Origin of the sequence: Clostridium swellfunianum (genome assembly GCF_023656515.1) — a bacterium.
Lineage (GTDB): Bacteria > Bacillota > Clostridia > Clostridiales > Clostridiaceae > Clostridium_AT > Clostridium_AT swellfunianum.
On the sequence record NZ_JAMOFV010000006.1, the window covers coordinates 4,428,678 to 4,443,245 of the forward strand.

At 35.4% G+C, this 14,568-nt stretch carries 12 protein-coding genes, 2 riboswitches and 1 other annotated feature; of the genes, 2 read left to right on the forward strand and 10 right to left on the reverse strand.

Annotated features, from left to right (window positions below):
* Window positions 1-162: 162 nt before the first annotated feature.
* The 3 genes from larAH10 to NBE98_RS20990 form a co-directional block, all read right to left on the reverse strand.
* Window positions 163-1,443, reverse strand: a complete 1,281-nt coding sequence (gene larAH10 / locus NBE98_RS20980; protein ID WP_250816952.1) for an NPN-dependent 2-hydroxyacid racemase, LarAH10 family — start codon at window positions 1,441-1,443, stop codon at window positions 163-165.
* A 20-nt stretch (window positions 1,444-1,463) separates the two neighbouring features.
* Window positions 1,464-2,288, reverse strand: a complete 825-nt coding sequence (locus tag NBE98_RS20985) for a MetQ/NlpA family ABC transporter substrate-binding protein (protein ID WP_250816953.1) — start codon at window positions 2,286-2,288, stop codon at window positions 1,464-1,466.
* Between the two features lie 105 nt (window positions 2,289-2,393).
* Complete coding sequence (locus NBE98_RS20990; RefSeq protein WP_250816954.1) at window positions 2,394-3,581, reverse strand: pyridoxal phosphate-dependent aminotransferase; 1,188 nt, start codon at window positions 3,579-3,581, stop codon at window positions 2,394-2,396.
* A gap of 125 nt (window positions 3,582-3,706) precedes the next feature.
* A riboswitch (SAM riboswitch) is annotated at window positions 3,707-3,808 on the reverse strand.
* Window positions 3,809-3,977: 169 nt separating this feature from the next.
* A riboswitch (SAM riboswitch) is annotated at window positions 3,978-4,083 on the forward strand.
* A gap of 86 nt (window positions 4,084-4,169) precedes the next feature.
* Between NBE98_RS20990 and NBE98_RS20995 the strand changes: the two genes are divergently transcribed.
* On the forward strand, window positions 4,170-5,369 hold the full coding sequence (locus tag NBE98_RS20995; RefSeq protein ID WP_250816955.1) for a M20 family metallopeptidase: 1,200 nt from the start codon (window positions 4,170-4,172) through the stop codon (window positions 5,367-5,369).
* A gap of 167 nt (window positions 5,370-5,536) precedes the next feature.
* Window positions 5,537-6,283, forward strand: a complete 747-nt coding sequence (locus NBE98_RS21000; RefSeq protein ID WP_250816956.1) for a hypothetical protein — start codon at window positions 5,537-5,539, stop codon at window positions 6,281-6,283.
* Between the two features lie 67 nt (window positions 6,284-6,350).
* On the opposite strand, the gene thrS is transcribed toward NBE98_RS21000, so the two are convergent.
* The 7 genes from thrS to NBE98_RS21035 all read right to left on the reverse strand — a co-directional run bounded on the left by thrS (window position 6,351) and on the right by NBE98_RS21035 (window position 14,502).
* The gene (gene thrS, locus NBE98_RS21005) at window positions 6,351-8,288 is read right to left on the reverse strand and encodes a threonine--tRNA ligase (RefSeq protein WP_250816957.1); all 1,938 of its coding nucleotides are present in this window, start codon (window positions 8,286-8,288) and stop codon (window positions 6,351-6,353) included.
* A 164-nt stretch (window positions 8,289-8,452) separates the two neighbouring features.
* Window positions 8,453-8,665, reverse strand: a binding site (T-box leader).
* Between the two features lie 69 nt (window positions 8,666-8,734).
* Entirely contained in the window at window positions 8,735-9,613 is an 879-nt protein-coding gene (locus tag NBE98_RS21010; RefSeq protein WP_250816958.1) for a DMT family transporter, read from the reverse strand.
* 89 nt (window positions 9,614-9,702) lie between these two features.
* Window positions 9,703-10,731, reverse strand: coding sequence for a Gfo/Idh/MocA family protein (locus tag NBE98_RS21015; protein ID WP_250816959.1), 1,029 nt, complete (start codon window positions 10,729-10,731; stop codon window positions 9,703-9,705).
* 13 nt (window positions 10,732-10,744) lie between these two features.
* Window positions 10,745-11,671: a sugar phosphate isomerase/epimerase family protein gene (locus tag NBE98_RS21020; RefSeq protein ID WP_250816960.1), complete on the reverse strand. Its 927-nt coding sequence runs from the start codon at window positions 11,669-11,671 to the stop codon at window positions 10,745-10,747.
* Between the two features lie 14 nt (window positions 11,672-11,685).
* On the reverse strand, window positions 11,686-12,432 hold the full coding sequence (locus NBE98_RS21025) for a sugar phosphate isomerase/epimerase family protein (RefSeq protein ID WP_250816961.1): 747 nt from the start codon (window positions 12,430-12,432) through the stop codon (window positions 11,686-11,688).
* A gap of 19 nt (window positions 12,433-12,451) precedes the next feature.
* Window positions 12,452-13,537, reverse strand: a complete 1,086-nt coding sequence (locus NBE98_RS21030) for a Gfo/Idh/MocA family protein (RefSeq protein ID WP_250816962.1) — start codon at window positions 13,535-13,537, stop codon at window positions 12,452-12,454.
* A gap of 101 nt (window positions 13,538-13,638) precedes the next feature.
* Entirely contained in the window at window positions 13,639-14,502 is an 864-nt protein-coding gene (locus NBE98_RS21035; protein WP_250816963.1) for an AraC family transcriptional regulator, read from the reverse strand.
* Between the last annotated feature and the right edge of the window lie 66 nt (window positions 14,503-14,568).

Here is a 14,568-nt window from a genome sequence, read left to right on the forward strand (position 1 = left end):
GCACAATTCTAAGGACTAACTATTTAATTAGTTATTAGTTAAAAAACTCTTAATCATTTCACACCTCATAGTTTATTAATAGTTAAAGTCTAACTTCACCTTCATACTAACATAAACTCCCATATACTTCAATATATATAGTTATTTTTTCTCCTGAGGTATTTAGAGTATCGGAAGTGTGTTTCCTCCAAAAGGCATTAAGGTTATTCTGGGTTTTGAAGAACTTATTGAATATGCTTGCTTCAGAGCTTCTTCAAGTGAAGCTGCTGGAATAAATCCAAGCTCTTCCACCACTTTTTTATCTAGTGCAGATATTAGAAATACCTTTCTAAATTTAGCCAGGTAAGCAGTCTTATAGGCTGCATAACCAGGTACAGTAAAGTTCTTCTTAAGTGCTCTTTCCATGTCTTCTAGACTTTTATATTGAAACCACTCTAAAAATTCTTGCGCTCCAAGACCTTCTATACATTCAGAAGCAATTATCACAGAACTGTTTTCCTTGCTTCCATATATGCAGTTATCCATAGTCTTAACAGTTTGATATAAATTTATATCTTTAGGATAGCCCCCTGCTGATGCAATCATTATATCAGACTGTTCTTCTATTTTTATTCCATAGAGCTCCCTTATGGTGCTGCAGCCCCTTAGCCAAGCCTTTTCAAAATCTCCTGCAACAAACTCTATGAAATTTCCTTCTGCATCAAGTACAGCATTGAAAAGAAAATCCGGATTTACTCTTCTACAGATTTCATTTATATCCTCTCTCATTGGATTGCCTTTAATTTTATTTGAGGCAGCAGCAGGATTTAATCCTGTGCTTTCTCCCTCATAAAAAGTCAGCCGATGATTATGCTGTATTGTTTCAAGTCCCGCCACTCCTGGAACCATGCTTTTTGCCCCGCCCCCGAAACCAGCAAACAAGTGAAAAACAATTCCCCCTGTTAAAATCACTCTATCTGCCTCAAGCACTTTTCTATTAATATAAATTGGAGTTCCAAAGCTTGATTTCCCAAAATAGGAAAGACTATCATCATTAAAGCAGTCATGGTCATATACCTTGACTCTTCTGTAGACTTCACTACCTACTATAAGCTCTTTTTCATAATCAGTTGATGGTCTATGTGTTCCTAATGCAACAAGAACTGAAATATCCTTATCTCTAATACCTATAGAATTAAGGTAATTTACAATATACACTAAAAATTCAGAAGTTTTTATCCACAATCTTGTTATATCACTTACAACTATTAACACCTTATCCCCTTGCTTCACAATTTCCTTTACCGGAGATGTACCTATAGGCTCTTTAAGTGCTTTTTTTACTTCTGAAGCTATATCCACCATTTTAGCTGCCTCCTTTGGAAGCAGCGTGTTTACTATATACTCATCACTAATATTTATTTTTAGCTTTTCTTTGCCATACTTTATTTCGTAAGCTGCCATGGCACTTCCCCCTATCTCTTTTAAAAAGCTGTTATTACAGAACCTTTAAAGGTTTCATCAATAAACTTTTTAATTTCTTGGGATTGATATGCTTCTACAAGCTTTTTAATTCTTTCATCATCCTTATTATCAGGTCTTGCAACTATTATATTTACCCATGGCGAGTCCTTAGGCTCTATAAAAATAGAATCTTTAACTGGATTTAGTTTTGCTTCCATAGCAAAATTGGTATTTATAGCTGCAGCTGCGACTTCTGAAAGCGAGCGAGGTACCATTGCAGCTTCAAGCTCTATAAATTTAATTTTCTTAGGATTTTCAGCTATATCCTGAAGCGTGGCTTTTACGCCAACACCTTCTTTTAGCTTGATTACCTTAGCGGCTTCTAAAAGTATTAATGCCCTTGCTTCATTAGTTGGGTCATTAGGAATTGATACCTTATCTCCCTGCTTAAGCTCATCTAAGCTTTTTATCTTTTGAGAATATGCTCCCATTGGGAAATTCACAGCACTAGCAACTTTAACCAAATTCATCTTTTGGTCTTCATTAAATTTTATTAAATATGGCTCATGCTGATATATATTGACATCTATTTGCTTTTCGAAAAGCTGTTTGTTTGGTTGAACATAATCATTGAATACAACCAACTCTACATTTAAACCTTTTGCTTTAGCGACTTCCTTAACTTTTTCCGCCACTTGCTCATGAGGTCCTGCTGTAACCCCAACTTTTAATGGCGCATCTAATTTTACGCTGTTACCTACACTTGCTGTTTTCTTTGCCCCACAGCCTGTTAATAATACTGCACCTAATACTACTGATAATAAAATTGATACTGCCTTTTTCATTTTTATGCCCCCTTAATATTACTTTTTGCACGTATAGCCTATTACTCTTTACGCATTTCTTATTAAACTTAATTTCACAAATTAAAAATTCACATTATTAAACTCTTAGGACATAATTATGCCTCTTGAAGCTTTTTCTCTAAGGCTTTTTAGTCTTTCTAAAGCAGCTAATAAGGTTTCAGTCTTCTTTGCGAAATGAAATCTAATTAGATGATTTACCTCTTCTTTAAAGAAACTTGAACCTGGAACCGCTGCCACCCCAACTTCCTTTGCCAGCCATTCGCAGAACTCGTTATCCGTAAGGCTAGTGTCCTGAATAAACTCTGATATATCTACCATAATGTAGTAAGCACCTTGAGGAACTGTATATTTTAGTCCAGCTTCATCAAGCCCTTTTATAAACAAATCTCTTTTTTCAGTATAAAGCTCTCTTAGGCTTTCATAGTATTCTTCTGGTAAATTGAAGCCTGAGATTGCTGCTGCCTGAAGCGGAGCTGCTGCACCAACCGTTAAAAAATCATGTACCTTCTTTGCATTATTAATAATGTGTTCTGGTGCTATAATATAGCCCAATCTCCATCCTGTTATGGAATAAGTTTTTGATAATGAACTACAGCTTATTGTTCTTTCAAACATGCCCGGCAAAGCTGCAAAATAAACATGCTCATAAGGCTTCATCACAATATGTTCGTAGACTTCATCAGTTATTACAAAGGCATCATACTCTATTGCAAGATTTGCAATAAACTCAAGCTCTTCTCTTGTAAACACCTTGCCAGTTGGATTTGAAGGATTGCAAAGAATTAATGCTTTGGGCTTTTGCTCGAAAGCTCTTATAAGCTCTTCTCTATTGAAATTGAATTCTGGTGGATACAATGGAACATATATTGGCTCTGCCCCACAAAGAATTGTATCAGCCACATAATTTTCATAAAATGGAGAAAATACAATAACCTTTTCTCCTGGCTCACAAACACTCATCATAGCCGCCATCATTGCTTCTGTACTTCCACAGGTCACTACAATTTCTTTATTAGGATCTATATCTAATCCCATGAATTTTGATTGTTTTTTCGCCAGTACTTCTCTAAGCCCTTGAGATCCCCACGTAATTTCATACTGATGCGGACCTTCATCTGCTGCTTTTTTTAAAGCTTCCACCAATTCTTTTGGTGGATCAAAATCCGGAAAACCTTGAGACAGATTTATTGCCCCATATTCATTTGCGACTCTTGTCATCTTTCTTATGACTGATTCTGTGAATCCATCTAATCTGCTGCTAACTTGCGGCATTTATTAGTCCTCCTTTCTTTTCGTAAAAACCTTGTTGTAAAATAAAAGCTCCTTATCTTTAGAATCGATAAGGAGCACAGGTAAAAAAATAAACCCGTGGAAGGGTTATTATTAACTACTGCCTTCCCTCATCTCTCAGAATAAATCTGCTGGATTTAGCACCGTACATTAAGTATGTGGTTGCTGAAGCTTCATCGGGCCAGTCCCTAGGCTTCTCTAGATAAGGATTATTATTTAATTTTCTTTTTCGTAATTCGCATTACTTGCATTTGATTATATATGCAATTTTTAACATTGTCAACATCATTTTGTAAAACTATCTAAAAATATTTTTTACTTAGTTTATATTGACATATTTGGATATTAGCTTTAATATATTAAATAAATAAAATATATTTCTTATCCAGAGAGGTGGAGGGAACGGCCCTTTGAAGCCTCGGCAGCGGGTTCTAGCGTAGAATACTGTGCCAATTCCAGCAAGCAAAAGCTTGACAGATAAGATAGATTAAGTTTAACAATGTTTAACCTCTTCTTATCTTAAGGAGAGGTTTTATTTTTTATAAAGTATATTCTGCAGGAGGATAAACTATGACTTTCAATTTAGAGGAAATAAAAAATATTATTTTAAATACTATAGATAATCTATCAGAGAAATTTATTTGTATAAGTCACCAAATTCATGAGAAGCCTGAAGTGGGAAATGAAGAACATTTTTCTTCAAAGCTCCTTTCTGATACTTTAGAAGCTGAAGAATTTCAAGTTCAAAGAGGTATCCCTGGACACGAAACCGCATTTATAGCTAGAAAGAAATCAGAAAAGCCAGGTGCTGTAATCGCCTATTTAGCAGAATACGATGCTCTTCCAGGCTTAGGTCACGCTTGTGGACATAACATAATTGGAACCGCAAGCATTGCTGCAGCTATTGCTTTGTCAAAGGTTTTAGACCAAATTGGTGGGGAGATAGTAGTTTTAGGCACTCCCGCTGAGGAAGGTGGTCAAAGCGGAAGTGCTAAAGCTACTTTTGTAAGAGAAAACTTGCTTTCTGGAATAGATGCCTGCATGATGATTCATCCAAATTCAAAAACAACTATTACAGGAAGCACATTAGCCGTAGATCCATTAGATTTTGAATACATAGGAAAGCCAGCTCATGCAGCTGCATGTCCTGAGGAAGGCATAAATGCATTAGATGCTGTTATTTTGCTCTTTAACGGAATTAATGCTTTAAGACAGCATGTGACAAGTGATGTTAGAATTCATGGAATAATAACTCATGGCGGAGATGCCCCAAATATTGTTCCTGAGTATGCAAAGGCTAGATTTTTTATAAGGGCATCAAGTAGAGAAGCCTTAAACAAAGTTACAACCCGAGTAAAAGCTATAGCTGAAGGCGCTGCATTAGCAACAGGTTCAAAACTTAATATTATTGCATATCAAAATCCTGTAGATGATTTCTTGATAATAAAGTCCTTCGATCAAGTTTTTAAAGATAATTTAGAGTCTCTTGGTGTGAAAGTTATAGATAAAGATGTAATTGGGTTAGGTTCCACAGATGCAGGCAATATTAGCCAAGTTGTGCCAACTATTCACCCTTATATAAGCATAGGTTCTGATAATCTATCACCTCACACTATTGAGTTCAAAGAGGCAGCTAAATCTAAAGCTGGTGATGAAGCCTTGCTTATCAGTTCAAAAGTACTTGCACTCACCGGCTTAACCCTATTAACTGACAAGAAAAGATTACAAGTTATCGCACAAGAATTTACTAATTCAAAACAAATGCTTTGATTCTTCTACATAATTTCTTCATAGCATTTTGACGTAATAAACGAACACCAAGTATAAACATCAGTATAATTAAAAAAGTACTTTTATAAAATAGAATAACCGCACCTTGCATCAATTGGAATATTAAGGATGTTATGATAAAATAAATTTTAAAAGGGGCATGTTTTATGAGTAAAAAAATATTGAGAAGTTTAGCAATTAGTTTAACAACACTGTTACTCTTACTAACTGGATGTTCAGATAAACCAATTGTTGTTGAAACACAGGCTAAGTATAAAAGCTATGACTATAATGAATTAAAAAATTATGCACACACAATAGCTTTGATAACTACTACCGATAAATTAACCCCAAAAAATAGCTATATAAAATATAATCTAGATAACACTATTTCTGATTATTATTCTTTAAGAAATATAAAGGTTGATAAATTTTTTAAAAATGAAAATACCTTACCTGAGGAACTTCAGATTGCTGAAAGATGTGTATTAACCAAAAATAATGAATTAATCCACCCAAAAGATTACGAAAATATGAAAAAGGGAAATAAATACATTGTGTTTCTTTGTGATATGAATAACCAAAATTATCCTATTATAGTGAGCTTAAACAATGGCAAAATTGATTTAGAGAATTTTAAACTAAACAAGAGAAGTGATGTGGCAATAAAAAGCCTAATTGAATTTGAGCTAGATAATGTTTCTAATGATTTTAAAGAAAGCATATTAAAAAGCTCCCTTTCAACATCTCAGGTTAACTACAAAGAAATTCAGAATGTCCAAGTTATTAAATCCTTATACGGAGACTTAGAAGTATTATTTCATTATAGTGAAGCTAGGAATACAACATATATTTGGATAAATGGCACACAGTTTGATACCCCAGGAAATATCACATCTAAGTTAAGTAACTAAAGAGCAAGGCTATGGAAGCGTAAATAGTTTTAATAAATCTATTTACGCTTCCATAGCCTTTAACCAACTATCTTTCTTTACTTTCAATTTCCTTAACGATTCTATCTACAAATGCCTCTAAAGCAATTGCACCTTCATCGTCATTCTTTCTGCTTCTTACAGATACAGTATTTTCGGCAGCTTCCTTTTCACCTACTACAAGCATGTAAGGTACTCTTTGCATTCTTGCTTCCCTAATCTTATAGCCTATCTTTTCAGCTCTGTAGTCTGGCTCAACTCTAACTCCCTTAGCTTGAAGAGTCTTAGTTACCTTTTCTACATAGTCATGATACTTTTCTGATATTGGAAGTACCTTAACTTGAACTGGTGCAAGCCATGTTGGGAAGGCTCCTGCATATTTTTCAATAAGCATTGCTAAAGTTCTTTCGTAGCAGCCTATTGAAGTTCTGTGAATGATATATGGGAATTTCTTTTCTCCATCCTTATCCACATAAGTCATGTCAAATCTATGAGCTAGTGAGAAGTCTATTTGTATAGTTATTATTGTATCTTCTTTTCCATGAACGTTCTTAAACTGTAAGTCAAGCTTTGGTCCATAGAAAGCAGCTTCCCCTATAGCTTCCTTGTAATTGATGCCTAAGTTGTCTAGTATATTCTTCATCTTAACCTGAGTATCTTCCCAAGCTTCTGGATTATCTATATACTTTTCTTTATTTTCAGGATCCCATTTGGAGAATCTATAAGATATATCCTCTTTAATCCCTAGAGTATCCATCATGTAGTTAACTAAGTCAACTACACCCTTGAATTCTTCTTCAAGCTGGTCTGGTCTAACTATTAGGTGTCCTTCAGAAATTGTAAACTGTCTAACTCTTATAAGACCGTGCATTTCCCCTGAGGATTCATTTCTAAATAGTGTAGAAGTTTCACCATATCTAAGAGGAAGATCTCTATAGCTTCTTTGTTTAGCTTTATAAACTTGGAATTGGAATGGACAAGTCATTGGTCTTAAAGCCATAACTTCATCGTCTTTTTCCTCATCGCCAAGTACAAACATCCCTTCCTTGTAGTGATCCCAGTGTCCCGAAATCTTGTATAAATCACTCTTAGCCATTAATGGAGTTTTAGTTAAAAGGTAGCCTCTTCTTTCCTCTTCATCCTCAACAAATCTTTGAAGAAGCTGAACTACTTTTGCTCCCTTAGGCATAAGTATTGGAAGTCCTTGACCTACTTCTTCTACTGTTGTAAATAATTCTAGTTCTCTTCCAAGCTTGTTGTGGTCTCTCTTCTTAGCTTCCTCAACTCTTGTTAGATACTCTTCAAGCTCATTCTTTTTTGTAAAGGAAGTTCCGTAGATACGGCTTAGCATCTTGTTCTTTTCGCTGCCTCTCCAGTAAGCTCCTGCTACTTGAGTTAGCTTGAAGGCTTTAACAAACTTTGTGTTCATCAAATGAGGACCTGCACAAAGATCAACAAACTCACCCATTTTGTAGAAGGATAATACTGCATCCTCTGGAAGATCATTTATAAGTTCAACCTTATAAGTTTCTCCCATGTCGTTCATCAGCTTTAACGCTTCTTCTCTTGCAAGTTCAAATCTTTCAATCGGAAGCTCTTCTTTAACTATCTTCTTCATTTCAGCTTCAAGCTTTTCTAAATCTTCAGCTGAGAATGAACCTTCTTTATCAAAATCATAGTAAAAACCTTCTTCAATAGCTGGTCCTATAGCTAATTTAGCTTCTGGAAATAGCCTTCTAACTGCTTGAGCTAATATATGCGTTGTAGTGTGTCTGAAGGCTTTCTTACCCTCTTCATCGTTGAAAGTTAATATACTTAACTCGCAATCCTCGTTAAGCTCAAATCTTAAGTCAACAGTTTTTCCATTAACGCTTCCTGCAGTAGCAACTCTTGCTAAGCCTTCGCTTAAATCCTTAGCAACATCTATTACTGATATGCCAGCTTCATATTCTTTAACTGAGCCGTCTTTTAGTGCAATTTTTATCATATTTGTATCTCCTTTCATATTGTCAGTTACTTGTTTTTCTATACATGCGAAAAGTTAAATTGTTATCTTTTAAAAAAGTTAAGTTGTTAAAAAGTTAAATTGTTATCTTTTTATTCTGCGAGAATTTAGACAAATCAAAAAGCTCTCGTCCCAAATCCCTAAAGAAATGGGACGAGAGCATAAACCTTCAATTCTCCCGCGGTTCCACCCAAATTGCTTGTAATACAAGCCACTTGATTAATTATAACGGAATTACCGGACTTTATTAGAGTCACTCTGAGGTGGTCTTCGGCTAATATCCATTTAAGAATACTCACAGCTGTGTATTCTCTCTCTGAAAACTTCTATAAGCTTACTCTTCTCATCAATGTATTGCAATATTTTATTGAGACCATTATAACATTTTAAGGCTGTATGTCAACAATATTTTTACAGGCTAATATGGATTATAGTTCAAGCTGTGTTCTCTCTTCACTGCTTTTAGGTTTTATACTTATTGCAATCATGCCAAGCATTATTATGAAAGCTCCAACAAGAGTTTTCCCTGTAAGCTTATCGCCTACAAACAATGAAAATATCGCAGCAAATACCGGCTCTGCCAAATATATTATAGCCGCATGAGTTGGATTTATACTCGCCTGTACCTTATTTTGTATTCCATGAGCAATTGCTGTACACAATACAGCTGTATATAACAACGCCAGTATAATCCCAAAGTTTAATGTAAATTTAAACCCTTCAACTGCAACTGCAGGAACTGCACCAAGCAGCCCAATAACTAGAAGTTCCACACAAGTTAAAAGTGCAATATCCACATCCTTTGTGTACTTATCAACAACAAGTATTTGCACTCCAAAACATAGTGCTGCTATAAGTGTTAGGATATCTCCTTTGCCTATACTCATACTGATGTTTAAAGACATCATACCTAAACCAGCAACCGATAAAACTATACCTATAATAGTTTTTATATCCGGTAGTTTTTTATAAAGCAGTGCTATTAAAATCGGAACAAAAACAACATTCATTCCTGTTAAAAATCCAGACTTGCTAGGAGTTGTATATAAAAGCCCAACAAGCTGAAAAGCGCAGCCTACAAATAAGGTCCCCCCTATTATAAAACCAGATTTTATTGTGAGTTTATTAATATTTTTAAAGCTTTTCAAAAATACAATAGCAAGTATCAGTGCAGAAAGTGTATATCTTATGGTGATAAAAGTAAATGGCGGTATATCCTTTAGAACTAAGCTCATTATAGGAAAGCTTGACCCCCATAATGCAGTCACCCCAATCAAGCTTAAGTCTGCCTTTAATTCTTTTGTCATAGTTATCTCCTTAGCGTTTATAAAGTTCATCTATAATATTATAAAACAAAGAGCTGTTATTTGCTAGAATAACAGCTCTTTCTAAATTATTAAAATATAATTCTTCTTTTTTCTTTGCCAGATTCATACACAGCACAAATCATTTTTTGAGTTTTTATTGCCTCGTCCCCAGTTATTTCAGGGCTTACACCTGCATCTAATGAACTGTAAAAATTCTTTATCTGCTTAACATGGCTGACTCCCCAATAACCCTTTGTTCCATTTCCATAGCTGAAAGTTTCATTAGGATTGTTATCTGCAGTAAATTCTCTTCCATCCTTAAATTTAACAATACCCTTGTCGGCAATCATCTTAGCTATTCCATTTTCACAGTAGATTTCTATCTCAACAGGAGCATCGTACCCATAGTAGTTTACGGCATAAAAACCAGTAACTACTCCATTTTTATATTTAATGACACCTTCAGCTGAATCCTCAACTTCAATAATTTCATGTGCTCTATTACTTACATTCGCATCTACATATTCGATTTCACTTCCAATAAACCATCTCAGTAAATCCATGGTATGAATAGCTTGGTCAATTATAACTCCACCGCCTTCTTTATCCCATGTACCCTTCCAATCGCTTTTACTGTAATATTCGTCGGAACGATTCCAGGTTACAGAAAGCTTTGCTGATATTATTTTACCAAGTTCTCCTGATTCAAGGGTTCTCTTTATAAGTTGTGAACCCGGATTATATCTGTTTTGAAATATAACTCCTAAAACTACGTTATTATCTTTTGCCGCGCTAATCATAGCTTCTGCATCTTCAAGCTTTATTGACATAGGTTTTTCTGTTAGAATATTTATTCCCTTACTTGCAGCATAAATTGCTACAGGTGCATGAAGATAGTGAGGAAGGCAAATATGGATTACATCCAATTTTTCCTTTTCTATCATTTCTTTATAATCAACATAATAACTGCAATTAAGCTGCTTAGCTTTTTCCTTTGCCCTATCTTCTTTCACATCACAAACAGCTACAACTTCAGCATTCTCAAGGCTGTTTACAGATAAGGCATGCATAGGAAATATATTGCCGCACCCAATTACACCAACTCTATATTTTTTCACACCTCTCACTCCCCTATATAAATTTTTCTAAATGTTTTAACCCAATAACTAAGCCTTCTTTAACTTTCTCTTCACTGCCTTCGTACAATGGGTCTTCGTGCTCAGTGCTTATGAATCCATCATAACCCTTGCTCCTTAGAAGGTCAATTAGTTTTTCCCAATCTACTTGTCCAAGACTTGGCATGCGGTATCTCCAGTAGCCAAAATTGTCTTCTCCAGCTTTGAATAGCTTTCTATTGTTTATTCCATAGTTATATAGGCCTTCTTGAAGTATCTCTGCATCCTTTGCATGAACATGGAATATCCTGTCTGAAAACTCTTCAGCAGCTCTTAAATAATCTATAAATTGAGGAACTAAGTGCGATGGGTCGAAGTTTAATCCAAAGCTCTTGCTTGGTACTCTTCTAAACATTTCTCTCCAAAGCTCCGGAGTGTAAGAAATTGTCCCTGGTATGCCTGGATATTGCCAACCTTTCATATCGCAGTTTTCAATCATAAGCTTTATGCCTCTTTCCTCAGCATATGCTACAAGCTCAGTAAAAACCACCTCAAACTCATTAAAGTTTTCTTCCATATCTTTTTCTATGTTTCGTCCTACGAAGGTTCCAACTAATGGTGTGCCAAGCATAACTGCCGCATCAATAACCTTTTTAGTGTGATTATTTATAAAAGCTCTTCTTACAGGATCTTTGTCCAAATTGTTATCATAGTAAGCAAGAGAAGAAATTTTTAAGCCGTATTCTTCAAAATAGGCTTTTATTTCTTCTGCCTTCTCAGCAGTCAAAGTATCTACATCTATATCACAGCTGGAATAGTCCCTGTCATTTTCATTTGGCCAGCAGGCAATTTCAAGAGCCTTAAATCCAACCTCACTTGCCCATTTTGCTTTTTCTTTTAACGGCATCTTTCCTAAACAAACTGTTAAAAATCCTAAATGCATTTATATCTCTCCTTTTAAGCTAAATTCATTTTTCTTAAATTCTCAAGGCTTATCCTTACACTCTCAAGAGGTTCTCTCTTGCATACATCCTGCTCAACAATAAGCCATTCCGTTTCATTTTTTTCTGACTGCTTAGCTATAGCTTTTATATCGATCGTTCCAGTTCCTATTTCAGCAAACTCTCTATTTTCGCTGTTTTCCATGTCCTTTATATGAAGCAGCGGAATTCTGTCAGCATATTTTTTAATATATTCAACTGGATTTAATCCAGCATAAGTCACCCAATAAGTATCTATCTCAGCTTTCAGAAGTTCCGCAGGCACTTTGTTATATATAATATCTAGTCCGTATTCACCCTCAAACTTTTCAAGTTCATGAGCATGATTATGATAGCAAAGCTGAAGTCCTGAGTTCTTAAGCTTTGTTCCTACCTCTTTTAAAAGCTCAGCCATTTTCAAATAGTCTTCTTTGCCTTCAAAGCTTGCCCAAGGGCAGACAATATATTTATTGCCAAGCTGAAGATTATAATCAATAACTTGGTCAAGATTACCTGTTAATTGTTCAATTCCAATATGAGCACCTGCAGGCTTAAGCCCAAAGGCATCAAGATAAGACTTCAGCTCCAAAGCTGAAAATCCACCAAAACCTGCAAACTCAACTCCCTTATAGCCTAAATCAGCAACTTTTTTCAGTGTACCGATAAAATCCTTTTCTAATTCACTACGAAGAGTGTATAACTGTAATGCAACAGGAATATTCATTTTGCATCCTCCCATTAGCTTATTCAAAATATACTGCTTTACCTGTTTTTGAAGATTCGTATATAGCTTCCAATATTTCTGTAACTACTAGCGCCTGCTCTGGTTTTACAACAACTTCAGTGTCATTAAGTATGCTATCAATCCAAAGCCTTGCTTCTAAATCTGCGTCGCTTTCTTGTTTACCATCATAAAAAGCAACCCCCCCAGAGTTTAACTCAACTTTTGTATCGTATAACCTGCCTAAATTTTCTCCATTTATTCTAAGTCCCCCTATCATGTCTGCTCCACCCTCTGTGCCACAAAGAGTTGTTTGAGCTTCACGAACGTCTAGGCTATTTAAAGCCCAGCTTGACTCAAGAACTATAGTTGCTCCATTTTCCATGGTTATAAAACCAAAAGCAGAGTCTTCCACAGTAAACTTTTCAGGATCCCATGGTCCCCAGGCATTAGCCGCATTTTTCCTGCCTGAAAGCTTATGATAAGCCGTTCCCATTACGGATTTTGGCTTATAATTCCCCATCATCCAAAGAGTTAAATCTAGAGCATGTGTTCCAATATCTATTAATGGTCCTCCACCCTGTTCTTCTTCATTTAAAAATACCCCCCAGGTTGGCACTGCTCGTCTTCTTATAGCATGGGCCTTTGCATAATAAATTTCCCCTAAATCGCCCTTTTCGCAAACAGTATGTAAATACTGTGAATCAGCTCTAAAACGGTTCTGATAGCCTATAGTAAGTTTTTTACCTGTCCTCTTTGCAGCCTCAACCATTAGACGTGCATCAGCAGCAGTTTTAGCCATTGGCTTTTCACACATTACATGCTTGCCTGCCTCTAAAGCATCCACTGTAATAAACGAATGGGATTTGTTAGGCGTGCAAACATGTACAACGTCTATGGATTTATCATTTAATAATTCTTTGTAATCAGTATAGTACTTTGCATTCTCACTACCATATTTCTCGGCAGCAGCCTTAGCCTTTTCTTCAATAATATCGCAAAAGGCCACCATCTCTATTGTATTAAGCTTGGCTAAGCTTGGCATATGTTTTCCATTAGCTATTCCCCCACAGCCTATAATACCAATTCGAAGCTTTTTATTTTTCATATATATCCTCCTTTATATGTAGAGTAAATTTATAATTTACCTTGTTTTCGTTTACAAATTCATTATATAAAAAATCATCGGGAATTACTCCCCGATGATTGCTAACTTGTTCTCATATTTTGCTTTTTATACTCCGAAGGAGAGTAGCCCTTTAGCTGTTTAAAAACTCTATTAAAGGTTTTAACGCTGTTAAAACCGCACTTATAGGCTATTTCTGTTATACTATGCTCATTATTCATGAGAAGCCATTCGGCCTTTGTTACTCTAAAACTGCTCAAATATTGACCAAAGGTTATGCCTGTTTTCATTTTAAAAAACCTTGTAAAATGATATACGCTAAAACCTGCTGTCTTTGCAGCTTCTTCCAAACTTATATCTGATAAATAATTATCTTCTACAAACCTAAATATATTTTCCAGTCTTCCTAGAGCCTCTCTGTGTCTGTTTTCTTCTTCAAAGCTGAGTCTCTCCATAGGAACCTTTCTAAGCAGAAGCACAACTAAATCATAAAGCCTTGCTTTAAGAGCAAGCTTGTACCCTTCTTCTTTTTTATTATACTCTTCAAAAATACCCTTAATCTGATTTTCCATCTCCTGCTTAACTTCAGTTCTCCATTCTGAGCTAAGCCTTTTTGAGCAATCAAACAGCGGCCTAATTTCTTTTCTCTCATTCATAAAAGCTCCAAGGCTGTCAAAAATAGCAAGATTAAATTGTATAACTATTCGGCTCCCTATACTGGAATCAGGCAAAAAACAGTGTATATCTCCACTGCTTATTAGTAGGATATCACCAGCTTTAATATTATACATCTTGTTATTGACACCAACCTTAACGCTGCCATTAGTCATGTATATAATTTCAACTTCATCATGCCAATGATGAGAGACAGGGCACTTTCCACCGTCAATAATCAATTTGAATGGAAAACTAGGATCAAGCAGATTTTTTTCCTGCCAAGCTTCCATATCTCACCCTACCCTTTTATTATATTTTAGCTTACTAGCTTGTTGTAGTTTCAATCTCTTAGTTTT

Coding starts and splice junctions, on each gene's coding strand:
- NBE98_RS21020 (WP_250816960.1), bottom strand. CDS start 11,671: ATGCATTTAGGATTTTTAACAGTTTGTTTAGGAAAGATGCCGTTAAAA.
- NBE98_RS21000 (WP_250816956.1), top strand. CDS start 5,537: ATGAGTAAAAAAATATTGAGAAGTTTAGCAATTAGTTTAACAACACTG.
- NBE98_RS20985 (WP_250816953.1), bottom strand. CDS start 2,288: ATGAAAAAGGCAGTATCAATTTTATTATCAGTAGTATTAGGTGCAGTA.
- NBE98_RS21025 (WP_250816961.1), bottom strand. CDS start 12,432: ATGAATATTCCTGTTGCATTACAGTTATACACTCTTCGTAGTGAATTA.
- NBE98_RS20995 (WP_250816955.1), top strand. CDS start 4,170: ATGACTTTCAATTTAGAGGAAATAAAAAATATTATTTTAAATACTATA.
- thrS (WP_250816957.1), bottom strand. CDS start 8,288: ATGATAAAAATTGCACTAAAAGACGGCTCAGTTAAAGAATATGAAGCT.
- NBE98_RS21030 (WP_250816962.1), bottom strand. CDS start 13,537: ATGAAAAATAAAAAGCTTCGAATTGGTATTATAGGCTGTGGGGGAATA.
- NBE98_RS20990 (WP_250816954.1), bottom strand. CDS start 3,581: ATGCCGCAAGTTAGCAGCAGATTAGATGGATTCACAGAATCAGTCATA.
- NBE98_RS21010 (WP_250816958.1), bottom strand. CDS start 9,613: ATGACAAAAGAATTAAAGGCAGACTTAAGCTTGATTGGGGTGACTGCA.
- larAH10 (WP_250816952.1), bottom strand. CDS start 1,443: ATGGCAGCTTACGAAATAAAGTATGGCAAAGAAAAGCTAAAAATAAAT.
- NBE98_RS21035 (WP_250816963.1), bottom strand. CDS start 14,502: ATGGAAGCTTGGCAGGAAAAAAATCTGCTTGATCCTAGTTTTCCATTC.